We start from the raw sequence: 25,043 nt of genomic DNA on the forward strand, positions 1-25,043 counted from the left end.
GAACTACGCGTCCCGCCACGATGAAAATATCGCAGCCTGGCCCAACCGCTTGCCCGTCTCATCGATAAGCTGCCAGACAGTGAAATTTTCGACCCAGAAACGGCGGCCCGATTTCGCGACCCTGAGGCCGCGGCCGTTATTGACGAAACCATCGCGCGTGACGGCATCGAGCAGCCGCTGGCGCTCGGCGCGATCAGGCTGCTCGGCCGATAGTCGCGACGGCAGCATGATGAATTCGTCCCAGTTATATTCGAAGCAGTTCTGCGCAGTCCTGTTTGCATAGATGAAGCGCGGGTCGGGCAGCGTATTATGCGCGAGGACCACGAAAGGCGCTTGGCTGTAAAGCCAGTCCGGCCCTTGCCCATCCTCCACAAGACGGCGGCCGACAATGCGCTGGTAGCTGCCGGCAAGAAGGGCGAAGAAATCGGGATCATTCCTCAGGTCAAGGGCGTGGTTGTCATAGGAAGAAGTCACGAACTGCCTCACTGGTCAAATGCCTCGGTCCAGGCGACATAGCCGATATCAATTGCACGCGTCTATGATGTCTGGTGAACTGCGATCCTTTTCGGCGAGGGCCGGCATTTACCTTGTCTCATCACTTCTGATTGTGACGCTTGCCAGAAGATCGCCCTTGTGCATTGATCTGAGCTGCTGGGGCAGCTGTCAACATTCTCTGCGAAGCTATTGTTCTTCGGACCGTTATTGGTTTTGGCCGGTCGCGGATGAGGCTGGGGTGGAGCAGGTAATTTTCATCGTCCGGCTATACAGACATGCGCAAGCCATGCTGCGAATGACGACAGGAGAAGTACGGGTGCTCGAGGGCTGGGGAAGAATGCGGAAATTCGTCTCGTTGATATCGATGCTGCTGGCGTTCGTCGCCATAGCCGGGGAGGGGCATGCGGCCATTTCCTACCAACGTCTGGAGACCGCGCCGGGAGAGCGCGCCCTGACGATAAAAGGCGTGTTCGAGGGTTCCGACGATGCGATGACGCTTGTCGACGAATATACGCAGTACCAGCCGAGCTATGTCACCTTTGACTCGCCCGGCGGAAACGTGGTCGCAGCGATCAGGTTCGGCCGGGCCCTCCGCCTCCTGAATGCAAAAACGATACAGATCAGAGCCGCCGAGTGCGCGTCGGCTTGCGCCTTCGCCTTCGTCGGTGGCGTTGAAAGATTTGCCGAGCCGGGCTCTATCGGCGTGCATCGGGTTTCCCTGTCCGACGATGTTGCCATCGACAACAAGTTGGCCGTCTCGACTGTTCAAGCACTGACCGGCGAGATCATCGGCTATCTCACCGAGATGGGGGTAAGCCCCAATCTGCTGCAGCTCAGCCTGTCGATCGACAGCACCGATATACGGTATCTCACCGCTGCGGAAATGCGGGACTGGAACATCAACACGCCCGAGGATATGCCCTCGGCACAGGAAAGCGCGCCGCCCCCGCCGGGCGCCGCACCGCAGGAGAGCGCAACACCCGCCGACATGCCGTCAGACCCGAGCGATTCCGAGGAAATGACCGCCTCCGAACCCGGCGACCTGACCACGGAGGCGGTTGATTTCGTCAACCGATACAATGACGAATGGTCGAAAGACAGTGCTTCGGCGTTGGCCTTTATGAAGGGCGTCTATGCCGACGAGGTTTCCTTCTTCGGAAACTCGGTCGACAAAGATGCCGTCCTGGAGGAGAAGGCAGCCTTCGCCCAACGCTGGCCGGAGCGCATCTACAGCGTCAAGCCGGGCTCCGTGACGGCCAGCTGTGCCGGAAAATGCGAAATGTCGGGAATTGTCGAGTGGTTTGCCGGAAACAGAGACACGGGTAAGACGTCCTCCGGAATGGCCGAATTCTCTTTCGTGTGGAACACTGCCTCTCTGCAGATCGAGGCCGAGACCGGAAAGGTGCTCGCCACGGACAAGGGGGCAAAGGCGCCGGATCGGTTGATCCATCAGTGGACAGGACTGGACGACATCTGCCGCACGAGTGTCGATCGCAAGGGACCCGATACGCTGCGGGCATGCAAACGGCGCGACGAACTCGGTTCGCTGCTCAATCGCGCCGACTGGTGCTATGGCTATAAGGATGAAGCCGAAATAAACTGGGAGTGGCACAAATGCGATGCCAACTCCCGGAGGTATACGAGTAAGTAGCGCGCAGGCCCAAAGACGAGCGACCGCTGGTTCGCCCGGAGGAGGAAATGTTGGGAAACTCAGATTCCTGAGTGAGGCTGAGCATGTCGGAAGACGCGCATGCCCCATCGAATGCCGTCTTGTCGGGATCCGTTGACCCCGAGAAGCCCGCTGAGCGTTATAAACTCGGCCTCTGCCTTTCGGGCGGCGGCTATCGGGCCGTGCTTTTCCATGCGGGTTCGCTTGCGAGGCTCAACGAGGCCGGTCTTCTGGCGAAGCTCGGTATGATCTCGTCGGTGTCGGGCGGATCCATCGCTTCCGGCCTGCTCGCCTACATCTGGCCCCGGCTGATCTTCGAGAACGACATCGCCGTCAACTTCAGGACCGAATATCTGGATCACGTTCTGGCCTTCAGTCAGCTATTCGCTGATGGGCCGAGCTTCCTGAAGGGCGTGTTCAATCCCTTTTCGAGCGCGGCGGACGAAGCCGCGAAACTCTACGAGCGACATCTGTTCCATGGAAAATCGCCAAGCCTGCGCGAGCTTCCAAGCTCGCCCTGGTTCGTATTTTGCGCCAGCAATCTCAGCACCGGTTCGCTTTTCCGGATGTCGAACCGCTATATCGCGGATTACAGGATCGGCTTGTCGTTCCACCCGACACTTTCGCTCGCAACCGCGGTTGCCGCTTCAGCTGCATTTCCGCCCGTGTTGTCACCGCTGCGATTGGACCTGTCGCAATTTTCATGGGAGAGGGAAAAACTCGACGACACCGTCGGCGAACCGGTTGCTCCGGGCCGGGCAATATTGAGCGACGGCGGCGTCTACGACAATCACGGCATCGAACCGGCGCTGAAACGCTGCGACTGCCTGCTTGTCAGCGACGCCGGTGCGCCTTGGCGTTCCTCGAGCCGCGGTTACTGGAACTATCTCTCCCAGCTGAAACGCGTTCTCGATACGACGGACAATCAGGTGAGGTCGTTGCGGCGACGAGACTTGATCGGCGGCTTCAAGGCTGCAACACAGGCCGATAGGCTTGGCCTCGATGATCTTGCGAAATCGGCGCTGCGTGCAAGAACCCATGGCGTTTATTGGTCGATCGACAGCAAGGACGCCGAACTCAAGCCATACGCCTCTTACACACTGCCGCCATCCTCGGTCGTTCCCTCCGAGGTTGGCACCTACCTCCATTTCCTCGGCGCCAGAGAGACGGAGCATCTGACGAATTGGGGGCACTACGTGTGTGACGCGATGCTCAACCGGTTCTACCAATCGCCACCGACTCCATCGTCCGGCCCTCCATTGGCAGCCGGGACCGTGACGCCGACTTGGGCGGCGAGGGCGAGCAAGCGCCTGTTCAACATTCTGCCCTTTTGACAATGGCCTGAGGTACCGGCCAAGGAGAGCCCGAAGGCGGAACTCTGACCGGGTGAGGGAAGCGGCTGCCCGGCGTGTAGCATCCGCCATATAGGGAAGAGATACCCGCAATGGATTACCTTGTGGAATCGATCCCAATTGGTTGACGAGAACGGCTTCTCCGGCCAGGTCGGCGCTGTCGAACCATTCTGCCGTGGACGGCCCGTTCGGACCGGCGCGGGCAGAATCGGAACCGTGCACCATGTCCACTAAATTCAAATCGGAAAGTGGCCTTGTTATCCCAAGGATCTCGGCGTTACGAACCGCTCGAGATAACCGGTGCCCGCCGCAATCTCGTCCCATCCGTCGAGATCGAGGTCAATGACGGCGAGTCCTGCCGTCGGGAACTTCTCCCGCATGCATCTCACGGCATCGGCATCGCCGTCCGGCGCGATCAGCGAGGCCGCATTCTCCATGCCGGGATTGTGGCCGACGATGAGCAGCGTGCGGATGCCAGGTTCGACGGCCCGGATCACATCGAGCATGCGCTCGGCCGGCACCTCGTAGATATCCGCCGCCTCGTGTTCGACCTTTTTCAAAATGGCCCCGCGGACGAGCTTCCAGGTTTCCTGCGCCCGGCGGGCCGGCGAGACGAGGGCGAGATCGGGGATCAGTTTTTCGCGCACCATATAGGCGCCGATGACGGATGCCGCCTTGCGCCCGCGATCCGCCAATGGCCGTTCACGGTCGGCCACACCGTCGGGCCAGGCGGATTTGGCATGGCGCAGAAGGATGAGGCGGTGTTTCGGCAGCATGGGGTTCAGCTTCATTTTATCGCGAGGCCGATGTCGTCGGTTAGAGCTTCGTTGCGTGTTGACTCCTGGAGCATGAAGGGCCTCCGATACAACAGGGAGGTCAGTCGTTTCGTCCCACCTTTGCGAAACTTGAGCATCCCGCGGGTTTCGGCGTGACGGTGTGCGATCGAGCCTGGAACGCGTCTTGTCCGAAATCGAATTAAGCTCGACCTCGCTGACGAAACTCTGGACGTCGCCCTGAGTTCCGATGCCAGGAGAACCGCAGCAGGTCTTCGAGCAGGCGTCAACCCTTTTCGAAACCCCAGATTGCAGGCTTATGCAGGCAGGCTATTTGCTGCGAATTCGCAAAACGGGCCACCGTCCGGGCACTTTAAGTGCCCAGACGGGCTGGCCATTGCTTCTGTCGGAAATGGCCAATTTCAGAGGCTTTTGGCCAGAACTAGCTTCGATTTCTCAACAGACACTTAAGAACTGCAAGCCTGCTCAGCTGCACCCGCTCGTCGCGCCGCACGTGTCGCACTTCTCGCACGTCCCATTCCGCACCATCGTGAAGTTCTGGCACTCCGAGCACATGTTGCCGGTATAGCCCTGCATAATTGAGCGCTGGCGGCGTTCGGCTTCCACCTTCTTGGCTTCGGTCTTCGCCGTCGCTGCGTCAGCTGCCGCCTTGTCGGAGAAGAGGGCGGTGGCGTCGCTGGTGATTTCCTCGCTTATCTCTTCGGCGATCTCCTCGGCCAATTCCTTGGCGCGTTCCTCGTAGTCGCGCTTGAAGGCGACGATTTCGGAGGTGGAGACGGCAACTGTCGGCTCCAGCTTGCGGGCCGCGGCACCTGCAAAGGCGGTCACGGTGCCGGTGGAGGCGGCGCGGGCAGGGGCTGCGGTGGCAGCACCCTTGGGTTCGCCCGCCTGGCGTTCGCCGCCGGTGCCGGAGACCAGCGTCGGCTTGTAGCCGCGGGTCCAGCCGGTGGAGAGCAGGTTGGTCTTGCCTTCCTGGATGCCCTTGCCAAGCGCCGTGTTCGAGAAGTCGGACGTGTCGACATGGGCGAGATCATGGCGGCCGAGATAGGAGACGGCGAGTTCGCGGAACACATAGTCGAGGATCGAGGTGGCGTTCTTGATCGCATCGTTACCGATGACCATCCCGGCCGGCTCGAACTTGGTGAAGGTGAAGGCCTCGACATATTCCTCGAGCGGCACGCCATATTGCAGACCGAGCGAGATGGCGATGGCGAAGTTGTTCATCATCGCACGGAAAGCAGCCCCTTCCTTGTGCATGTCGATGAAGATCTCGCCGAGGCGGCCGTCGCCGAATTCGCCGGTTCTGAGATAGACCTTGTGTCCGCCGACGGCGGCCTTCTGGGTATAGCCCTGGCGGCGGTTCGGCAGCTTCTCGCGTTCGCGCGAAACCCGTTCGATCACTCGCTCGATGATCTTCTCGGTGACCGTCACAGCCTGGGCGGCGACGGGCGCCTGCAGCAGTTCCTCCAGCGCATCCTCGTCGTCCTCGTCTTCGATCAGCGAGGCATTGAGCGGCTGCGACAGCTTGGAGCCGTCGCGATAGAGGGCGTTGGCCTTGAGGCCTAGCTTCCAGGACAGCATATAGGCGTTCTTGCAATCCTCGACGGTCGCCTCGTTCGGCATGTTGATCGTCTTGGAAATCGCGCCGGAGATGAAGGGCTGGGCAGCCGCCATCATACGGATATGGCTTTCGACGGAGAGATAGCGTTTGCCGATCTTGCCGCAGGGATTGGCGCAATCGAAGACCGGCAAATGCTCGGCCTTGAGGAAGGGCGCGCCTTCCAGCGTCATCGCGCCGCAGACATGGATGTTGGCGGCTTCGATGTCCTTCTTCGAGAAGCCCATATGGTCGAGCAGGTTGAAGCTCATGTCGGCGAGCTGCTCGTCGGAAACCTTCAATGTCTCCTTGAGGAAGTCGGCGCCGAGCGTCCACTGGTTGAAGACGAACTTGATGTCAAAGGCGCTCTTCAGCGCGGCATTGACGGCTTCCACCTTCTCGTCGGTCAGGCCCTTGGCCTTCAGCGTCGACGGGTTGATCGCCGGCGCCTGGTTCAGGTTGCCGTGGCCGACGGCATAGGCTTCGATCTCGGCGATCTGGCTTTCGGAATAACCGAGCGTGCGAAGCGCTTCCGGCACGGCGCGGTTGATGATCTTGAAGTAGCCGCCGCCGGCGAGCTTCTTGAACTTGACGAGGGCGAAGTCAGGCTCGATGCCGGTGGTGTCGCAATCCATGACGAGGCCGATCGTGCCTGTCGGCGCAATGACCGAGACCTGTGCATTGCGGTAGCCATGCTTTTCGCCGAGTTCGAGCGCCTTGTCCCAGGCCGATTTGGCATGGACTACAAGATCCTGGTCGGGGTTTTCCGAATGGATCAGCGCAACCGGATCGATCGATAGCGCCTCATAGCCGGAGGTTTCGCCATAAGCGGCGCGGCGATGATTGCGAATGACCCTGAGCATGCTCTCGCGGTTCGGCGCGAAATTCGGAAAGGGGCCGAGCTCGCCGGCGATTTCGGCCGAGGTCGCATAGCAGATGCCGGTCATGATTGCGGTCAGCGAACCGGCGATGGCACGGGCTTCAGCGGAGTCGTAGGGAATGCCCGACGACATCAGCAGGCCGCCGATATTGGCGTAGCCGAGGCCGAGCGTGCGGTATTCGTAGGAGAGTTCGGCAATGCGCTTCGACGGGAACTGCGCCATCATCACCGAGATTTCGAGCACGACGGTCCACAGGCGAACTGCATGTTCATAGTCGCCGATATTGATGCGCTTGGTGGCCTTGTCCTTGAACTGCAAGAGGTTCAGCGAGGCGAGGTTGCAGGCCGTGTCGTCGAGGAACATGTATTCCGAGCACGGGTTCGAGCCGCGGATCGGGCCGCCGGCCGGCGAGGTGTGCCAGTCGTTCATGGTCGTGTTAAAGTGGATGCCCGGATCGGCCGAAGCCCAGGCGGCATAGGAAATCGTTTCCCAGAGGTCGCGCGCCTTCAGCGTCTTCATCACCCGGCCGTCCTTACGGGCGGTCAGCTTCCATTCGCCGTCATCCTCGACCGCACGCAGGAAGTCGTCCTTGATCGAAACGGAGTTGTTGGAGTTCTGGCCGGATACCGTGAGGTAGGCTTCCGAATCCCAATCCGTGTCGTAGGTCTTGAATTCGAGATCCTTGTAGCCCTGGCGGGCGAACTGGATGACGCGCTGGACGTAGTTTTCCGGAACCTGGTCCTTCTTGGCGGCGCGGATTTCGCGCTTGAGGGCAGGGTTCTTGGCCGGATCGAAGCAATCGCCATTATCGCCGCCTTCGCAGTTGAAGCAGGCCTTCATGATCGCCTTCAGGTGCCTGGCGACGATCTTCGAGCCAGTGACGAGAGCGGCGACCTTCTGCTCTTCCTTGACCTTCCAGTTGATGTATTCCTCGATATCGGGATGGTCGATGTCGACGACCACCATCTTGGCGGCGCGGCGCGTCGTGCCGCCCGATTTGATGGCGCCGGCGGCGCGGTCGCCGATCTTCAGGAAGCTCATCAGGCCGGAGGAGCGGCCGCCGCCGGAAAGCTTTTCGCCTTCGCCGCGCAGCATCGAGAAGTTGGAGCCGGTGCCGGAGCCGTATTTGAAGAGGCGGGCTTCACGCACCCAAAGGTCCATGATGCCGCCTTCGTTGACGAGGTCGTCTTCGACCGACTGGATGAAGCAGGCATGCGGCTGCGGATGTTCGTAGGCCGACTTGGACTTGGTCAGCTTGCCGGTGAAGGGGTCGACGTAGAAGTGACCCTGGCCAGGGCCGTCGATGCCATAGGCCCAGTGCAGGCCGGTGTTGAACCACTGCGGCGAGTTCGGGGCGACGCGCTGGGTGGCGAGCATATAGGCGAGCTCGTCCTTGAAGGCGGCAGCATCTTCTTCCGAAGAGAAATAGCCGCCCTTCCAGCCCCAATAGGTCCAGGTGCCGGCGAGACGGTCGAAGACCTGGCGCGCATCGATTTCGGAACCGGTTTGCTCCTCCTTGGGCAGGGTCTTCAGCGCGGCATCATCGGGAACGGAGCGCCACAGGAAGGAAGGAACGTCGTTTTCCTCGACCTTCTTCAGACGAGTGGGAACGCCGGCCTTGCGGAAATATTTCTGCGCCAGAACATCGGTCGCGACCTGGGAGAACTGCGCGGGAACGTCGATATTCTCGAGGCGGAAGACGATCGACCCATCCGGGTTCTTGATCTCGCTCGTCGCCTTGCGGAATTCGATATCCGCATAGGCGCCTTGGCCGGCCTTCGTGAAACGACGTTCGATGCGCATAGTCTTGACCTCGCGTTGGCGCCCGTCCCCTGGGCGCAAATTTCCTATCCGGCGGCACATTGTCGTCGTGCAGCCAGTCTCGTTTCCGTATTGTCACAGGGGTGTCATCCGGAGATGGCTTTCCTGTATCTTGTGGTGATGGTGGCTGCAAACACTAAATATAGTATTAACAACTTATTATCGCCAGTCCCGATGTCACTTTTTTTGGAGGCTGAAAACTGCGCAGAGATTCCCTCGGGCCTGAACCGGTTCCGGCGCATGCCCTCAATCTGCGTCTTGTTTTTCAAAGGGAACCGGGCTCGTAACCTCCGGTCCTGTCGCCGCCGCAACATCACGAACAATAAAGTTTGAAACAGCTGATTCCGTCAAGGGCTGGTTTTTAATTGAATGGTAACCACAACATCTTGTGGATGCGCCTGTGGAGATTGGGGAAAGTCGGGGAGTGCTGAAAATACAAGGACTTGCGGGTGTCGCCGGCTAAGGAAAATCTCGTAGCGGCAAAAAAGCGTCCTGCGGCAAATCTTGTGATGGCATTTCCGGCACAAATGCGCATGCCGATTCGCTGAGCCGGCGAGCGCTGTCGAAGTGCGCCGAGAATGCCGGCGCACTCCGGATAGCGGCGGTTAGCGCGCGCCCTTGGCGATCGGTTCCTGATAAGTGAAGCCCATGTCCCAGGGGAAATAGATCCAGGTGTCCTGGCTGACCTCGGTGATGAAGGTGTCGACGGTCGGCACGCCCTTCGGCTTGGCATAGACGCAGGCGAAATGCGCCTTCGGCAGCATGGTGCGCACCTGTGCGGCTGTTTTGCCGGTATCCGTCAGATCGTCGACCACGAGCACGCCTTCGCCGCCGTTTTCGGTAAGCTCCGGCGCAATTCCCTTGAGGAGCACCATGTCGCCCTGGTTCACATAGTCGTGGTAGGAGGCGATGCAGACGGTCTCGATCAGCCGGATGTTCAGTTCGCGCGAGATGATTGCGGCCGGAACGAGGCCGCCGCGGGTGATGCAGACGATCGCCTTGAAGGCCTGATCGAGGCCGGCAAGCCGCCAGGCAAGTGCGCGCGCATCGCGGTGGAACTGATCCCAGGAAACGGGAAAGGCTTTATCGGGAAGGGACATAGGGCTGCTCCGCGGCATGATTGAGAGGACACGCCGTTTGTCGGCGACCGGACGGCTTCAGCGGCAAAACGCAAATCGCGCAGCCGGAACTGCGCGAGATCGCGAGCTGCCGCGCGAGATCGCACGTGCTACTGCGCGAGGCGTGGCCGGGGCTGGAAGCCTTCATCGGTGGCAGCAATTAGCGGGATTTGGCGGTAAAACGCAAGAGCAGCCGCTCATCGCGACAACAGCGTCAGCGCCGTCATCGATTGCAGCAGGCTCTTCGTCGTGCCGCCGAAGATCGCCTGCCAGAGCCGGGAATGGGTATATGCGCCCATGACGAGAAGGTCGATGCTGCTGTCCGACAGCCGGTTTTCGATGACATGCGAGGTATTCCTGTCGACGCTGTGGCCCGTCGCAAGCGTCGTCTTCACGCCATGGCGGGCAAGTGCAGCGGCGATCTCGGCGCCTGATGTGAGCGGCGACTGCAGGGCGGTATCGGCCGGGTCGACCGAAAAAATCTCCACCTCCTCCGCCGCTTTCAGGAAGGGCAGCGCATCGAAGGTCGCGCGCGCCGCCTCCTTCGAGCCATTCCAGGCGATCAGCACGCGCTTGATCGGCCTCGGCTGGCAGATAACGTAAGGGATCATCAGCACCGGTCGCCCGGTTTCGAAGAGGAAGCTGTCGACGTCGACATGGCTGTCGGAGGGATTGTCCGGGTCGGCCTGCGATGCGATCAGAAGATCGGCGCTGCGGGCGCTTTCGATCAGCGGTGCGGAACCGTAACCGGTGGAGGTGGCAAAGCTGCGCCATTCCGAGGAGGCGCCGGCGGCCTGCGCTTTCGCCTGAAAGATGCGCTCGACGGCGACCGTTTCACCATGCGCCATATCCTGCAGCGCCTGCACCGCGACGGGATCGGGAATTTCCATCGGCGCCACCAGCGGCACGGCCGAGATGGTTTCGGCATGCAGGCCGATCACGTGAGCACCGCTTTCTGCGGCAATCGCAAAGGCGAAATCGGCAACGACGGCGCTATTGTCTGCCGTATCGAGAATGGCGAGGATGGTTTTGTAGGACATATCAATTCTCCTTGCGCTGAAATGACGTGCGCGAGGGACGGAATGCACCGGACCGTTCTCCCGTTCCTTGACGGGAATCAAGTCCAGTCCCTCAAGCCTCGGCAGAATGGTTTTTTGCGATCGCCTTGTTCCGGCCGATGGCGTCGATCATCGCATGCACCTCGGCGCCGGCTGCATCGATTGCCGGTTGCGAGCGGCCGCGCACGACGATCTCGGTCGAGAATTTCTGGCCGAGATAACGTGGGTAGGAACCGATGCTGGTGTCCGGATGCGCTTTCTGGATCGCGGCAAGCGGGGTGCCGATATCACCCTCGCCGTAAGGGCAGGCGATGGCGAGCGAGAGCAGCGGCGTGCCGGTGCGAAGCGTCGGCAGCACATTGTCGACCATGGCCTGAAAGACCTGCGGCACGCCGGCCATGACATAGACATTGCCGATGATGAAGCCCGGCGCCGTCGACACCGGATTGGGGATATGAACGGCACCCCGCGGCATGCGCGCCATGCGCTGGCGCGCCTCGGTGAAGTCCATCTCGCGGCGACGGTACATATCGGCCAGCAGGGTCATTGCCGCTTCGTCATATTCGCAGGGCAGGCCGAAAGCCTTGGCGATTGCATCGGCGGTGATGTCGTCATGCGTCGGCCCGATCCCGCCCGAGGTGAAGACGTAATCATATCGAGGGCGAAGCGCATTCAGCGCCTCGACGATCGCCTCCTCGTCGTCGGCGACGATGCGCACTTCCTTGAGATCGATGCCTGACAGGGTGAGCAGATCGGCGAGGTGGCCGATATTCTTGTCCTTGGTGCGGCCGGAAAGGAGTTCGTCGCCGATGGCGAGCATGGCGGCGGTGACGACGGTGTCATGGCTCATGGGATGTTCCGTGATGTGAGGCTGGTCAATAGGTAGCGCCCTCGGGCCGCTTTGCAAACACTCGCGCGTGATGCGGAAAAGTGTGAGCGGTTTTCCGACGATATCATGCTCTTTGGCACCGACCGATGCGTCTCTTTCGCGCTGAAATGCCTGCTCATTCATTCCGGGGCGCTGCCGGCAGAGCTGATCTTATTTTTACGCCCCACGGCTCTTCCCATAGTCGGTGACGCGAGATATTGAAAACGCCGCAAGCGGGCGTGGCGAAACTGGTAGACGCAAGGGACTTAAAATCCCTCGGCCTTAGGCTATACGGGTTCGATCCCCGTCGCCCGCACCAGCCTACGCTCTGTGAGCTTCGGCTCGGCGAGCCGAAGAGAGCAGCCAAGCGAAGGCTGTCGCGCCGTAGTTCCGTCGGGAACGAAGGCGGACTGGTTCGATAATGCCCCGGTTCGCTGCAACAATCTTTATAATCCTGTTTGAATATGCCTGTATATTGCGCGCAAAAAAGCGCGTTGTTGCTTGACAATGACATTTTCGGTGCAAGGATTGCGCCGCGGCGAGTAAGTGTTGTCTTGTGGGAGTAAGACGATGGTTTACGATTGGAGCGGGACCAGGGTTCGGCGCGTCCGGATCTTCAAGACGAGCGTCGCATTTGTTCTTGCAACTGCTGTGGCTGCGATACCGCTGTTTTTCTGGGCAATGGATTTGCCGGGTTTCTGATTCGCAATAATCAGCGTTCTGTGAAAGGCAGGCCGCTTGGAGCTCTGCTCTCGCGCCATCTGTTGATCACCCAGCCGGCAACGAGGCCGAGGGCGGCGCCCATGGCCTTGATGCCGGCGTCATGCAGGCGCGGATGGCGGGTCGGCGCGAAATACTGCAGATATTCGATGGCGACCGCCCCAACGATCAGCAGCACGGCCACCAGTTTCCACTGCTTCGGATAGGCGAGAGCAAAGGAGAGGCCGAGCAGAACATAGGCGGTGCCGCGGTCCGCATCGACCGTCGTCACCGTATTCGGTCTCAGCCCGATCGGCGAAACCGTGACAAACAGGATGAGGGCGAGCAGCAGCCAGGCGAGCGGTCTTGCGAATTTGAAGATCATCATCGCTCCATATAAGTGGCAGGCCTTTTCATTGACAGTTAAAATCAGTTCATCTGCCGCCGATTTTGCGATTGGCTTAAGAAAGGCTCTATGGGCTGGGCCGGCCGATCAGTGAACCCTTTCCTTTGGCCGCCGGCCTGTGCCATAGCGGCGGTGACCAATCATGAGAACGGACCACGCCCGTGACGAGACTTGAAGTCGAAAGCGCCGAAGAGGCAATGCGCAGCCTCTTTCCGGCAACGCCGCTGCAGCTCAATGACCATCTCTCGGCCCGCTACGGCGCCGACATATGGCTGAAGCGCGAGGATCTGTCGCCGGTGCGCTCCTACAAGATCCGCGGCGCCTTCAACTTCTTCCGCAAGGCGATCGGGCAGGGGGCGGCCGGCAAGACCTTCGTCTGCGCCTCGGCCGGCAACCACGCCCAGGGCTTTGCCTATGTCTGCCGTCATTTCGGCGTGCCGGGCGTCGTCTTCATGCCGGTGACGACGCCGCAGCAGAAAATCGACAAGACTCGCATGTTCGGCGCTGAATTCATCACCATCCGGCTGTTCGGCGACTTTTTCGACCAGTGCTATCAGGCGGCGCGCGAGCATGTCGAGGCGGTCGGCGGCGTCATGGTGCCGCCCTTCGACCATGCCGATATCATCGAGGGGCAGGCGACGGTCGCTGCCGAGATCATGCAGCAGCTGCCCGAGGGAACGGTGCCTGACATGGTGATTCTGCCGGTCGGCGGCGGCGGACTGGCCGCCGGCATCACCGGTTATCTCGACGGCATCGTGCAGAAATCGGCCTTCGTCTTCGCCGAACCGGCCGGCGCGCCGAGCCTCAGGCGCAGCATTGAGGCAGGCAAGGTGACGACGCTTGCCAAGGTCGACAACTTTGTCGACGGCGCAGCGGTCGCCCGCATCGGCGACCTGAATTTCGCCGCCCTTCGTGATTTCCCGGCAAGCCAAGTGCAACTGATGTCGGAAAACGCCATCTGCGTCACCATCCAGGAGATGCTGAACGTGGAGGGCGTCGTACTGGAGCCGGCCGGCGCCCTGTCGCTGACGGCGGTCGCTGCGATGGACGCCCAGGCAATCCGCGGCAAGAGCATCGTCGCCGTTGTCTCCGGCGGCAATTTCGATTTCGAGCGCCTGCCTGACGTAAAGGAAAGAGCCATGCGTTACGCAGGGCTGAAGAAATACTTCATCCTGCGGCTCGCCCAGCGCCCCGGGGCGCTCAGGGATTTTCTCAATCTGCTCGGCCCCGACGACGATATCGCCCGCTTCGAATATCTGAAAAAATCGGCGCGCAACTTCGGCTCGATCCTGATCGGCATCGAAACCAAGGCGCCTGAGAACTTCGCCCGGCTGATTGCGAATTTCGAAGCTTCCGGCATGGGTTACGAGGATATCACCGAGAACGAGATCCTCGCTAACTTGATCATTTGACTTGGCGATCGCAAGGCCGCCGTGCTAGAGACGCGTCATGGCTTCATTCTTTTCAAATCTCTTTTCGATGTTCTCCGGCGGGGCTAAACCAGCCTCGCAGGCGGCAGGCCCGTCCGGCGAGCCGCAGCTTTACGGCGATTGCACGATTTATGCGGAGCCGCGCAAGGAAGGCAGCCAGTATCGTCTGGCCGGCCGCATCGAAAAGAAGGTCGGCGACGAGGTGCTGGTGCGCAATTTCATCCGTGCCGATATGTTTTCCTCCTCCGACGATGCGATCGAATGCACGGTGCGCAAGGCGCAGCAGATTATCGATCAGCATGGTTCGTCACTCTTCAGCGATGGCGAGAAGATCCGTCAGGTCTGAAACCCGAATCCCGGCCGGGGGAGTTTTCTTGCTTTTCAAGTTGTGGTTCTGATCCCGGTCATGTGATCTTGCACACGCAATCTTAAAGGATTGCGGCGAAAGCTATCGCTTGCAGGATTTGCAGGGCCGCTCTTGTGCTTCAATTTTTCAGACGATCGATCAAGGGATCCGCTGCCGTTATCGCAGCGCCCGCCCGGCCGCGAAGGCGCCTCCCGGACGCCGCGGTGCCGTGATGGAGACTATCAACCTCGCGCTCTTCGTCGTCGAAGCCATTGCCTATTTCGTGCTGATGGTGACGCTTCTGCATTTCCGCCATCGGCTCGGCCTCGGGGTTTTTTTGACGGCGCTCGGCGTCATGCATTTCATGGAGACCTACCTAGCGGCGGTCTTTTACGTCTCGCTGCCGTTCGGCGACGTGTCCCCGGGGTCTTCGGTCTTCTTCTCCGGCAAGCTGATGATGATCCTGATGCTGTATCTGTGGGAGGATGCCGCGACGGTGCGCCAGCCGATCTACGGCTTGTTTCTCGGCAATCTGCTGACCGTCGGCATCGCCTGGGTGCTGCAGTTGCACCAGCCGCTGCAGCTGTCGTCGAACCACACGCCCGATGTCGATTTCCTGAAGGAGATGGGTTGGCTGATGATCTGGGGCACGGCACTGCTCTACGTCGATTCGCTCGGCATCATTCTGCTCTATGAAAAACTCGGCGATTTCTTCCGCAGGCGTGTCGTTCTGCGTTTCATGATCTCCGGCTTTGTGCTGCTGACTTTCGACCAGGTTGGCTTCTTTGCCGCGCTTCACTATTTCCTCGACGTTCCGGTCGCCGTATTCTGGGGTGGCTGGAAGGCGAAAATGCTCTCCGTCTGCCTCTATGGGGCGATGTTTGCCGTCTATGAATATCGAATCCGCCGCCTTGGCGCCGACGCCGCCGCGCGCTCCATCAGCGACGTCTTTGGTGATCTCACCTTTCGCGAGCGCTATAACGATCTTCTGGAGCGCACCGGCCGCGATATGCTCACCGGCGTTTATGACCGCACGCGCATGGAACTCGAAGCGCCGCTGATGCTGCGGGAGGCCCTGAGGCAGGGGCTGTTTGCCACCGTCCTCATTATCGACGCCGATCACTTCAAGGATGTCAACGACGGTCATGGCCATCTTCAGGGCGACGAGGTGCTGAAGGCGATCGCCGCCCGGCTCGGCACGACACTGCGATCAAGCGACCGCATCTTCCGCTTCGGCGGCGAGGAATTCGTCGCCGTCTGCCCCGGCACAAGCCACGAAGAAGGGCTGCTCCTTGCCGACCGCCTGCGCTGGACGATCGAGACCAGCGTCAAAACACCGGATAACAAGCCGGTGACGGTCAGCATCGGCGTTGCCACAGCTGACGAGGACGGCATCAGCTTTACGACGGTGCTCACCGCCGCCGACGGCAGGCTCTACGCGGCAAAGAAAAGCGGCCGCAACTGCGTCGTCGGCCGCTCCGGTATGATGCAACCGAGTTAGAGCCTTTCCTGATTAGATTGAATCATTCTGTTGATCCAAACGGAGTGGGATGGTCGACCGGCCGGCGCGCGTCGTAGCCAGGCTCTACGGCCAGGCCGGCCGGTCGATCAGTTGGTCCGTTTCGGCCAACAATCCCGCAGATGCGCAGGGAGCGGGGGCTGGGCAGGTGTTGCCAACCCCCACTTCAGTCAGGCGGCGCGGAAGATCTTGGCCCCGGAGGGTGCGCTCGTCATGCCGCCGTCGACGGTGATCTCGATGCCGGTGACATTGGCGGAATCGTCCGATGCCAGATAGAGCGCCGCCTTGGCGATTTCGTCGGCTTCGCTCATGCGGCCGAGCGGGCTCAGGCCGCCCATGCGAGCCTCGAGCGCCGACATCGCATCTTCTGTGGGTGCCATCGGCGACCAGATCGGTGTCTTCGTGCCGCCAGGAGTCACCTGGTTGACACGGATGCCGCGCGGCGCGAGTTCCGACGCCATATTGCGCGTCATCGCGCGCACCGCAGCCTTGGTGGCCGCATAGGCCGACCAGCCGGGAGCGCCGAGCACGGCATGCACCGAGCCGTTGAGAATGACCGAGCCGCTGTCGTTGAGATGCGGCAGGGCCGATTGCACGGTGAAGAACACTGCCGTCAGATTGGTGCTGATGATCCGATTGAACTGCTCCGGCGAGGTGTCACCGAGCGGTGTTGCGCCGCCGATGCCGGCATTGGCGAAGACGATGTCGAACTTGCCGACCTTTGCGGCAGCCTCCGCAAAAGCCTTCTCGGTGGCGGCGGCATCGGTGACATCGACCTTCAGCGCCAGCACGCCGGCCCCAAGCGCCTTTTCGGCGGCGGCAAGCGTTTCCGGGTTGCGGCCGGTGATCACCACCTTGGCACCCTCATCGATGAACACCTTGGCGGTTGCAAGACCGATACCGCTGTTGCCCCCGGTGATGAGGGCGACCTTGTTTCTTAGACGCATGATGCATGCTCCTCTTGGAAATGACAACGATCTGGATTATGATCGTTAGCTACAAGGATTATGATTGTAATCCATGTAAGTCAAGACGTAATACGGGGAGAATCCGATGGGACGTTCGCAACTGGAAAAACAGAAGACGCACGAGAAGATCGTCGAGACCGCTTCGAAGCGGCTGCGCGAGGAGGGGCTTGACGGTATCGGCGTCGCCGACCTGATGAAGGAAGCCGGGCTGACTGTCGGCGGCTTCTACAAGCACTTCGCCTCCCGCGACGATCTCGTCGCCGAGGCAGTCCAGTTCGCCTTCGATTCATGGGGACGCGGGCTTGAGGCCGAAGGAGTGAACCCGGCAGAGATGACCGCGGCGGATATCGCCGATCGTTATGTCAGCGCCTATCATCGCGACAACCCCGGCGATGGCTGCCCTTTTGCCGCACTGACCTCGGATCTGTCCCGCAGCGGCGAGAAGGCGCGGCGCATTGCGACGGAGCGGCTCGAACGCAATTTCGAGGCTTTGGCGAGCAAGGCCACGGGAGCAAATGAAGCGGAAAGACGGCGAAAGGCAATCATGGCTTTCGCGATGATGGCAGGCGGCGTCGGCCTTGCCAGGGTTTCCTCGGATGAGGCTCTTTCGGGCGAAATCCTGGAGACGATCCGGGATTTCGTCGCCGATATCGACAAATGACGAACGGCCGGCAGGTGCCGGCCGTTCGATGGAGGCTTCGAAAGCCGATCATGCGGCGAGTGCGATTTCCTCGACGCGCGACTTGGCGGCGCCGATGGCCTTTTCAGCGGCTTCCGGGCCAAAAGCCAGGCCTTCGACATAGATGGTTTCGATATCGGTGATACCGAGGAAGCCGAGAACCGATTTCAGGTAAGGCACGGCATGGTTCAGGGGAGCAGCCGGTCCCTGCGAATAGACGCCGCCGGAAGCAAGTACCACATAGACCTTCTTACCGGTTACGAGGCCGACCGGGCCGCTTTCCGTATACTTGAAGGTCACGCCGGCGCGGGCGACATTGTCGATCCAGGTCTTCAGCGACGAATAGATGTTGAAGTTGATCAGGCCGGTGCTGATGACGATCGTGTCGGCGGCAAACAGTTCGGCGACCAGTTCGTCGGAGGTCTTGATGGCTGCGATCTCTTCGGCGGTGCGGGCTTCCGCCGGCTTGCGGATCGCGCCGGTGAAGAGGTCGTCGATATGCGGCAGCGGGGTGGCGGCAAGGTCGCGGCGGACGACGACGCTGCCCGGTTTCTGGTTTTTCAGCTTCTCGGCGAGATCGGCGGCGATCGGCGTCGAGAGCGATTCGGCACGCGGGCTGGACGTCAGAAGAAGAATGGACGACATGGATCATTTCCTTTCGAATTGAACGGAACGGCTCGTTGCTGGGAGGTGAGCCGCGGTGTCGAACAGGAAAATAAGTCTGGCCTGCTATCGAAAAAACGGAGATAATGTCGATCGAAACTATCGATGGAATGGATGGAAGATGCTTCCGAACCCGACTCTGGACCAATTGCAGGTGTTTCTGACCGTTGCCGAGACCGGCAGCTTTTCGGCCGCTTCGCGCGCGCTGAATCGCGCACAGTCGGTCGTCAGCTATACGATCGCCAATCTCGAGGCACAGCTCGAGATGCCGCTTTTCGAGCGCTCCGGGGCGCGCCAGCCGAAGCTGACGGAAGCGGGCAAGGCGATGCTGGAGGATGCGCGACGAATTCTCGGCGACCTGCAGGTCATGCGGGCGCGCGTCAAGAGCCTGAAGGAAGGACTCGAAGCGGAGGTATCCGTGGCCATCAGCGTCATGGTGCCGTCGAAGGCTGTGGTGGATGTCCTCCACGAATTCCGTGAGATGTTCCCGTCCGTTTCCATGAACCTCAACGTCGGCGAACTCGGAATGGTCATGGATCTCGTTCTGAGCGGCAAGGCGACGATCGGAATTGGCGGAGCAGTCCTGAAGCAGGACGATTCGGTCGTCACGGAGCGGATCGGTCACTCCTTCATGATGCCCGTCGCCGCGCGCAACCACCCGCTGGCCGAACTCGATCGGCCGCTGACCCTCGGTGATGTCCGCGAGGAGGTGCAACTCGTCGTCACCGATGCGTCGGGTCGGACGAAGGGGCGCGATTTCAACGTCCTGTCCTACAAGACATGGCGCGTCAGCGATATCGCCACGAAGCATCAGCTCATCAAGAGCGGCCTCGGCTGGGGCGGCCTTCCAGCGTCCCTGATCCATGACGATCTCCTGAGCGGCACGCTCGTCCATCTCGATCTGGATGCTTATGAGCAGGGGGAGTACGCCATCTATTCGATGCGCCGGCTCGCCAATCCGCCGGGGCCGGCGGCCACCTGGATGATCGATGCCTTCCGCTCGCGGCTTACGCGTTGCCCGAGCCAGGCGGACTTGCACGCCCGGATTGCCGAATTGCGGGAACCTGTCGTGCCGCTCGCGGCCGAATGAGGCAGGCGCGGTTCCCGCGCCTTCCTCCAGATTCTGCCCTTAGAGAACCAGCCGGAACTTCGAGAAGCCGTCGGCACCGTCGCCGGCATCCTCGATCTTGACGCTCTTGACCGCGGCTAGGAACTGTTTTGCCTTGGGACCGCTTTCGAAGGTGACGGTCGTTCCCGGTAGCGGCTTGAAGGTCCAGTTCGCATCGGCCGACGGATTGATCGTACCCTGGTCGTGGACATAGCGGACGATGACGTCGCGATTGGTATCAGGTGCCTGGAAGATCACCTTGTCCGCTGCAATCTCGGGGAAACTGCCGCCGCCGCCGGCGCGGTAATTGTTGGTGACGACGACGAACTTCTGAGCCGGATCGATCGGCTTGCCATCGAAGGCGAGATTCTGGATGCGATTGGAGTCCGGATTGATCGTCTTGCCGGATGAATCATACTTCGGCGGCTGCGACAGGTCGATCTGGTAGGTGACCCCGTCGATGACGTCGAAATTATAGGACGGGAAGTCGTTGTTGAGCAGAGCCGCATCCTTCGAGCCGGCTTCGATGTGATTGAACATGCCGGCAGACATTTCGAGCCAGTTCTTCACCTGCGCGCCGGTGATGGCGACAGCCTGCACCGTGTTCGGATAGAGGTAGAGGTCGGCGACGTTCTTGATGGCGATATCGCCGGCCGGAACGTCGGTATAATAATCCGCGCCGCCTCGACCGCCGGCCTTGAAGGGAGCCGCGGCCGAAAGCACCGGCAGATCCTTGAATTCAGTGTCGGCGAGCATCTGCTTGATGTACCAGGTCTGGGCCTGGCTGACGACCTGCACGGAAGGATCGTCGGCGACGAGCGCGAAATAGGAATAGAGCGGCGCGGAGGTCTTGCCGACGGGCGTGCGGACGTAGGCGAGCGTCGCCGCATGCTCTGATTTGGCCGCCTCGACCACCTCTTTCTTGTCGGCGTAATCGGCGACGACTTTCTTCTTGTCGTCGCGATGATAGATCGGCCGTGCTTCCGAGGTGAAATCGACGATCTTCCAGCTGTTGCCGTCCTTTTCGAGCAGCAGGTCGATAAGGCCGAGATGCGAGCCCCAGAAGCCTGCCATCACGGCGGGCTTGCCATGCAGTGTGCCCTTGACCGGGTCGGCATTGGCGACGCCGTCCCAGCTCTTCGGGCCGGGGAAGACGAGATGCTGGTGACCGGTGAAGATCGCGTCGATCCCGTCGACGGCGGCCAGATGCAGTGAGGCGTTTTCCATCTTTTCGGACGGCGCGCTGCCGTCGATGCCGGAATGGGAAAGCGCGATGACGATATCGGCGCCGGCTTCCTTCATCGCGGGGACCCAGGCCTTGGCGGCCTCGACGATGTCGCGCGTCTGCGCCTTGCCTTCAAGGTTCTTGATGTCCCAGAGCATGATCTGCGGCGGTACGAAACCGATGAAGCCGATCTTGACCGGGCTTTCCTTGCCGGCACCGTCCTTGATCTGCTTTTCCACGATGACGTAAGGCTTGAAGAAGAGGTCGTCCCGCTTGGGGTCCGAGGCGAGCTGGCCTTTGGTCAGGTTGGCGCAGACGAAGGGGAAGTTGGCGCCCGACAGCACCTTGAACATGAAGTCGAGGCCGTAGTTGAACTCGTGATTCCCGAGCGTGCCGACGGTATAGCCGAGCGTGTTCATCGCCTTGATCACGGGATGGACGTCGCCGTCCTTCATGCCGTGCTGATAGGCCATGTAGTCGCCCATCGGATTGCCCTGCAGCACATCGCCATTGTCGATCAGCAGCGAGTTGACGGCTTCCGCACGGATATTGTCGATGATCGTCCCGGTGCGCGCCAGACCCATCGTGTCGTTCGGCTTGTCGGCATAATAGTCATAGGGGAAGACGTTGACGTGAATGTCCGTCGTTTCCATCAGCCGGAGATGCGCCTGGTTGGCGCTGGCACGCGCACTGAATGGGTGCAGCAGCACCAGGGCGGAGGTGGCGGCAAGGCCGCCAAGCAGGGAACGGCGGCTCATCAGGCCGACATCGAAAATGGAAGACATGGAAGCTCTCCTTTAAAGATCATGCATCGTCCGGCCCCTCAGCATTAGGACGATTTGGCGAGGAGTACACTGCGAAAATGACAGGACGGAAACAATCCGTGGCAAAGGCGAAATGGTTTTAAAACGCAACCTATAGCGAGATCTTCCGACTGAAGCCCTCGGGCGCGGCGCGAGCAGCGTCGTCACTGCAAAGGGTCAAAGATTTCGGGCGCACCGCGGCCGGTGTGGTCGACAAAACGCAGGTGACTTACGGCGGCGATGTGCCTCGGCGCAAAGACGGTGCGGCCTTACGATTTCAGCGTCGACGTCGCCAAATGAGGTGGGCGGTCGCCGCTGGTCGCGGCTCTAAGCTGACGAACCGCCAGCACCGGCCGTATTTCCTTATGGAAAAAGCGGAAATAGGAAGAGACCTGTGCCCGCGAATTCGAATTCACATCGAACTGCACGCCGATGCGGCCATTGTGCTTCCAGCGGATGATGCCTTCGAGCAGTCCGATATTTTCGGCTTCGATGCGCACCTTGCTGCCGGAAGCGGCATGGAGTGGCGTCTTCGTCTCCAGGGCGGCGCCGGTCACCGACAGGTTGAGAATGCGGACATCCACTTCGCTGTTCAGATATTTGACGCTGCCGAAGACACGGCAGTTTTGCCGGTCCGCCTTTCGCGCGGTGATTTTCAAGTTTCGGGTCATGCTGTCTCCCTCGGATACAGTCGGAGAGCATAGCGCCCGAAAATTGAAATGGTTTTAGTGGCTTGGCTAAAATTGCAATGAAACGGTTGGCGTTACTGCAGGTCGCCAAGATGCGTGCAGCGATTCTGGAAAGCCAATGGTGTAAGACCCGCTAGCGCAGGTCGCCTGACTCCAATGCGACGCCGCGGGCGTTGGCCGTTCTGCGCGCCACCACATGTTCGCGCCAGACCGTGAAGATGCCGGCTCCAACCACGATTGCCGAGCCGACGATCGTGTTGAGACTGAGCGTCTCGCCATAGATCGTCACGCCGATGATCGAAGCGTAGACGAGGGACAGATAGGTCAGCGGCTGAACGGCGGCGGCATCGAGACTATCGTAGGCGCGGATCAGGAAATAATGGCTGGAAATGCTGGTCATACAGACCAGCGCCATCCAGCCCCAGTCGCCCGATGACATCCAGCTCCAGTAGAACGGCCCGATCAGCGTCATCGCGACGGCGCCGACGACACCGGTATAGAAAAAGCTGGTCGTCGAAGAATCGTCGCGGCTGACGAGGCGTGTGGCGATGACGTAGAAGGCGAAATTGAAACAGGAGGCGACGGCGAGAAGCAGCTTCACGTCGAAAAAATCGCCTTCCGGTTTCAGGATCAGCAGCACTCCAAAAAGCCCGGCGCCGATTGCCGCCCATCGCCGCCATCCGACTCGCTCGCCGAGGATCGGCATTGCCAGCAGTGCGATGAGGATCGGCGTCGCCGAAAAGATCGCCTGTGAACGGGCAAGGCCGATCACGGCAAAACAGGTGATGGCCAGAACCACCTGGACCGCGAGCAGCACACCGCGCGCCACCTGCAGGACGGGGCGTTTGGTACGGGCCGTCGCCTTGAGACCGCCGCGCATCTTCGAAGCGAGAATGACTGTGAAAAGCCCGAAGGCCCAGTAGCGGATCATCGTCACGAAGATCGGGGGATAGGTGGAAGCCAGGTGTTTGGAGATGGCGTCCTGCAGCGAAAAGATGGTCAGCGCCAGCAGGGCGAAAATGTAACCGTGTGTCTTCGATTTCATGACAGGGCCAATAAGCGGGAGACGCCCGCGCGTGGCGAAAGTCTGGTCAGGCATTCGGGAAATAAGCAAGGCCTCAAAACCCTACATTCGGCCTGTCGATGATTTCTCTGAGCGCGAAACTCGAATTGATCTTGACTACATGGGGGAGGGCCGACAGCCAGTCGCGATGGATACGCTCATAGTCTTCGAGGTCGCGGGCAGCGACCCTGAGGATGTAGTCATATTCGCCCGACATCAGGTAGCAGACGAGCACGTTGGGACAGAGCTTCACCGCCGACTCGAACTCCGCCAACGTCTTGGCGAACTGGCCTGAGAGTGAAATATGCACGATGGCGATCATCTTGTAGTCGAGCGCCTTGTGCGAAAGCCGCGCATGGTAGCCGTCAATGACGCCGCTTCTTTCAAGAATGTCGAGCCGGCGCGAACAGGCCGAGGGGGAAAGTCCGATCCGCTCGGCGAGCTCGGCATTGGTGATGCGGGCATTGGCCTGCAAAACCTTCAGAATCGCAAGATCGATGGTGTCAAGGTTGACCATTCGAAGAACCTTCGAAAATAAGAGTTAGTGACGCAATAATCACCGAAAAATCGCATCTGCGCAAACCGTCTTTGCAAGGACATTTCGCAGCCTTGATGGTTGGATCGGTCGCAGAGGAGATCCGCGACCGCGGAGACAGAAGGAGAGGAACGCGAAATGCGTGTCGGTTGCCCGAAGGAAATCAAGAATCATGAATATCGCGTCGGCCTGACGCCTGCTTCGGTGCGCGAATATGTGGCTCATGGCCACGAGGTCTGGGTGGAAACCAAGGCGGGTGCCGGCATCGGTGCAGATGATGCCGCCTATGCCGCGGCCGGCGCGAAGATTGCCGCCTCCGCCAAGGATATTTTCGAAAAGTGCGACATGATCGTCAAAGTCAAGGAGCCGCAGCCCTCGGAATGGGAGCAGCTTCGCGATGGTCAGTTGCTCTACACCTATCTGCATCTGGCGCCCGATCCCGATCAGACCAAAGGTCTTCTCGCCTCCGGCGTCACCGCCATCGCCTATGAGACGGTGACCGACGAGCGCGGCGGCCTGCCGCTGCTGGCGCCGATGTCCGAAGTCGCCGGGCGCCTGTCTATCCAGGCGGGAGCGACAGCCTTGCAGAAGGCCAATGGCGGTCTCGGTGTCCTGCTCGGCGGCGTGCCCGGCGTGCTGCCGGCCAAGGTCGCAGTCATCGGCGGCGGCGTAGTCGGCCTGCATGCCGCCAGAATGGCCGCCGGACTCGGCGCCGATGTCAGCATCCTCGATAAATCCCTGCCGCGCCTGCGTCAGCTCGATGACATTTTCGCCGGCCGTGTCCACACCCGTTATTCCAGCATTCAGGCGCTCGAGGAGGAGGTCTTCTCGGCCGATCTCATCATCGGCGCTGTGCTGATCCCGGGTGCTGCCGCTCCGAAGCTCGTTACCCGTGAGATGCTGTCCGGCATGAAGAAGGGCGCCGTCATTGTCGACGTCGCCATCGACCAGGGCGGCTGCTTCGAAACCTCGCATGCGACGACGCATTCCGATCCGACTTATGAGGTCGAGGGCGTGGTGCATTATTGCGTCGCCAACATGCCCGGCGCAGTACCGGTCACGTCGGCGCATGCGCTGAACAACGCCACGCTGGTCCACGGGCTTGCGCTTGCCGACCGCGGCCTGCGCGCCATCACCGAAGATAAGCACCTGAGGAACGGCCTCAACGTGCACAAGGGCCGCATCACCAACAAGCCGGTCGCGGAGGCGCTCGGTTACGAAGCCTTCGCGCCGGAAGGCGTGCTCAACGTCGCGTAA

General features: G+C 60.6%; 21 protein-coding genes and 1 tRNA gene. 9 read left to right on the top strand and 13 right to left on the bottom strand.

Annotation, left to right across the window (positions count from 1 at the left end; translation table 11 throughout):
- Window positions 1-3: 3 nt before the first annotated feature.
- A complete protein-coding gene (locus tag HJC04_RS14365) occupies window positions 4-474 on the bottom strand; it encodes an MEKHLA domain-containing protein (RefSeq protein ID WP_221146517.1) in 471 nt (156 codons plus the stop codon).
- Between the two features lie 337 nt (window positions 475-811).
- Here HJC04_RS14365 and HJC04_RS14370 point away from each other — a divergent pair, with 337 nt between their 5' ends.
- A complete protein-coding gene (locus tag HJC04_RS14370; protein WP_221146625.1) occupies window positions 812-2,146 on the top strand; it encodes a hypothetical protein in 1,335 nt (444 codons plus the stop codon).
- A gap of 83 nt (window positions 2,147-2,229) precedes the next feature.
- Window positions 2,230-3,498 (top strand): patatin-like phospholipase family protein, encoded by a 1,269-nt coding sequence (locus tag HJC04_RS14375; RefSeq protein WP_221146518.1) that lies wholly within the window; start codon window positions 2,230-2,232, stop codon window positions 3,496-3,498.
- 275 nt (window positions 3,499-3,773) lie between these two features.
- Here the strand turns inward: HJC04_RS14375 and HJC04_RS14380 are convergent, their stop codons facing one another.
- From HJC04_RS14380 to HJC04_RS14400, 5 genes are all read right to left on the bottom strand, one after another.
- Window positions 3,774-4,307 (bottom strand): histidine phosphatase family protein, encoded by a 534-nt coding sequence (locus HJC04_RS14380; RefSeq protein WP_210628189.1) that lies wholly within the window; start codon window positions 4,305-4,307, stop codon window positions 3,774-3,776.
- A 468-nt stretch (window positions 4,308-4,775) separates the two neighbouring features.
- Window positions 4,776-8,591 carry a vitamin B12-dependent ribonucleotide reductase gene (locus HJC04_RS14385; protein WP_210628188.1) on the bottom strand — a complete coding sequence of 1,272 codons (3,816 nt, stop codon included), beginning with the start codon at window positions 8,589-8,591 and terminating at the stop codon, window positions 4,776-4,778.
- A 623-nt stretch (window positions 8,592-9,214) separates the two neighbouring features.
- On the bottom strand, window positions 9,215-9,709 hold the full coding sequence (gene gpt, locus HJC04_RS14390; protein ID WP_210628187.1) for a xanthine phosphoribosyltransferase: 495 nt from the start codon (window positions 9,707-9,709) through the stop codon (window positions 9,215-9,217).
- 215 nt (window positions 9,710-9,924) lie between these two features.
- A complete protein-coding gene (locus HJC04_RS14395) occupies window positions 9,925-10,767 on the bottom strand; it encodes a universal stress protein (RefSeq protein WP_221146519.1) in 843 nt (280 codons plus the stop codon).
- A 91-nt stretch (window positions 10,768-10,858) separates the two neighbouring features.
- The gene (locus HJC04_RS14400; protein ID WP_210628185.1) at window positions 10,859-11,635 is read right to left on the bottom strand and encodes a competence/damage-inducible protein A; all 777 of its coding nucleotides are present in this window, start codon (window positions 11,633-11,635) and stop codon (window positions 10,859-10,861) included.
- 251 nt (window positions 11,636-11,886) lie between these two features.
- Here HJC04_RS14400 and HJC04_RS14405 point away from each other — a divergent pair.
- Window positions 11,887-11,972 (top strand) — tRNA-Leu (locus HJC04_RS14405).
- Window positions 11,973-12,365: 393 nt separating this feature from the next.
- Here HJC04_RS14405 and HJC04_RS14410 read toward each other — a convergent pair.
- Window positions 12,366-12,740 (bottom strand): VanZ family protein, encoded by a 375-nt coding sequence (locus HJC04_RS14410; RefSeq protein WP_210628184.1) that lies wholly within the window; start codon window positions 12,738-12,740, stop codon window positions 12,366-12,368.
- A gap of 179 nt (window positions 12,741-12,919) precedes the next feature.
- On the opposite strand from HJC04_RS14410, the gene ilvA reads away from it, so the two are divergent.
- The 3 genes from ilvA to HJC04_RS14425 all read left to right on the top strand — a co-directional run bounded on the left by ilvA (window position 12,920) and on the right by HJC04_RS14425 (window position 16,035).
- Window positions 12,920-14,170 carry a threonine ammonia-lyase gene (gene ilvA, locus HJC04_RS14415; protein WP_210628183.1) on the top strand — a complete coding sequence of 417 codons (1,251 nt, stop codon included), beginning with the start codon at window positions 12,920-12,922 and terminating at the stop codon, window positions 14,168-14,170.
- A gap of 37 nt (window positions 14,171-14,207) precedes the next feature.
- Window positions 14,208-14,534 carry an HlyU family transcriptional regulator gene (locus tag HJC04_RS14420; RefSeq protein WP_210628182.1) on the top strand — a complete coding sequence of 109 codons (327 nt, stop codon included), beginning with the start codon at window positions 14,208-14,210 and terminating at the stop codon, window positions 14,532-14,534.
- A gap of 229 nt (window positions 14,535-14,763) precedes the next feature.
- Complete coding sequence (locus HJC04_RS14425; protein ID WP_210628181.1) at window positions 14,764-16,035, top strand: diguanylate cyclase; 1,272 nt, start codon at window positions 14,764-14,766, stop codon at window positions 16,033-16,035.
- A gap of 188 nt (window positions 16,036-16,223) precedes the next feature.
- Here HJC04_RS14425 and HJC04_RS14430 read toward each other — a convergent pair whose 3' ends face one another.
- The gene (locus HJC04_RS14430; protein ID WP_210628180.1) at window positions 16,224-17,000 is read right to left on the bottom strand and encodes an SDR family oxidoreductase; all 777 of its coding nucleotides are present in this window, start codon (window positions 16,998-17,000) and stop codon (window positions 16,224-16,226) included.
- Window positions 17,001-17,106: 106 nt separating this feature from the next.
- Between HJC04_RS14430 and HJC04_RS14435 the strand changes: the two genes are divergently transcribed.
- Window positions 17,107-17,682, top strand: a complete 576-nt coding sequence (locus HJC04_RS14435) for a TetR/AcrR family transcriptional regulator (protein ID WP_210628179.1) — start codon at window positions 17,107-17,109, stop codon at window positions 17,680-17,682.
- Between the two features lie 48 nt (window positions 17,683-17,730).
- Here HJC04_RS14435 and HJC04_RS14440 read toward each other — a convergent pair whose 3' ends face one another.
- Window positions 17,731-18,345: an FMN-dependent NADH-azoreductase gene (locus HJC04_RS14440; protein ID WP_064802027.1), complete on the bottom strand. Its 615-nt coding sequence runs from the start codon at window positions 18,343-18,345 to the stop codon at window positions 17,731-17,733.
- A gap of 139 nt (window positions 18,346-18,484) precedes the next feature.
- Between HJC04_RS14440 and HJC04_RS14445 the strand changes: the two genes are divergently transcribed.
- Window positions 18,485-19,453, top strand: a complete 969-nt coding sequence (locus HJC04_RS14445; protein WP_210628178.1) for a LysR family transcriptional regulator — start codon at window positions 18,485-18,487, stop codon at window positions 19,451-19,453.
- 39 nt (window positions 19,454-19,492) lie between these two features.
- Here HJC04_RS14445 and HJC04_RS14450 read toward each other — a convergent pair whose 3' ends face one another.
- The 4 genes from HJC04_RS14450 to HJC04_RS14465 form a co-directional block, all read right to left on the bottom strand.
- Window positions 19,493-21,481: a bifunctional 2',3'-cyclic-nucleotide 2'-phosphodiesterase/3'-nucleotidase gene (locus HJC04_RS14450; RefSeq protein ID WP_221146520.1), complete on the bottom strand. Its 1,989-nt coding sequence runs from the start codon at window positions 21,479-21,481 to the stop codon at window positions 19,493-19,495.
- Between the two features lie 287 nt (window positions 21,482-21,768).
- Entirely contained in the window at window positions 21,769-22,170 is a 402-nt protein-coding gene (locus tag HJC04_RS14455) for a PilZ domain-containing protein (RefSeq protein ID WP_221122766.1), read from the bottom strand.
- Between the two features lie 151 nt (window positions 22,171-22,321).
- Window positions 22,322-23,233 (bottom strand): DMT family transporter, encoded by a 912-nt coding sequence (locus HJC04_RS14460; protein ID WP_221146521.1) that lies wholly within the window; start codon window positions 23,231-23,233, stop codon window positions 22,322-22,324.
- Between the two features lie 73 nt (window positions 23,234-23,306).
- Window positions 23,307-23,768 (bottom strand): Lrp/AsnC family transcriptional regulator, encoded by a 462-nt coding sequence (locus HJC04_RS14465; RefSeq protein ID WP_210628174.1) that lies wholly within the window; start codon window positions 23,766-23,768, stop codon window positions 23,307-23,309.
- Between the two features lie 156 nt (window positions 23,769-23,924).
- On the opposite strand from HJC04_RS14465, the gene ald reads away from it, so the two are divergent.
- Entirely contained in the window at window positions 23,925-25,043 is a 1,119-nt protein-coding gene (ald, locus tag HJC04_RS14470) for an alanine dehydrogenase (RefSeq protein ID WP_221146522.1), read from the top strand.

The organism is Rhizobium sp. NLR8a (assembly GCF_019685235.1).
Lineage (GTDB): Bacteria > Pseudomonadota > Alphaproteobacteria > Rhizobiales > Rhizobiaceae > Rhizobium.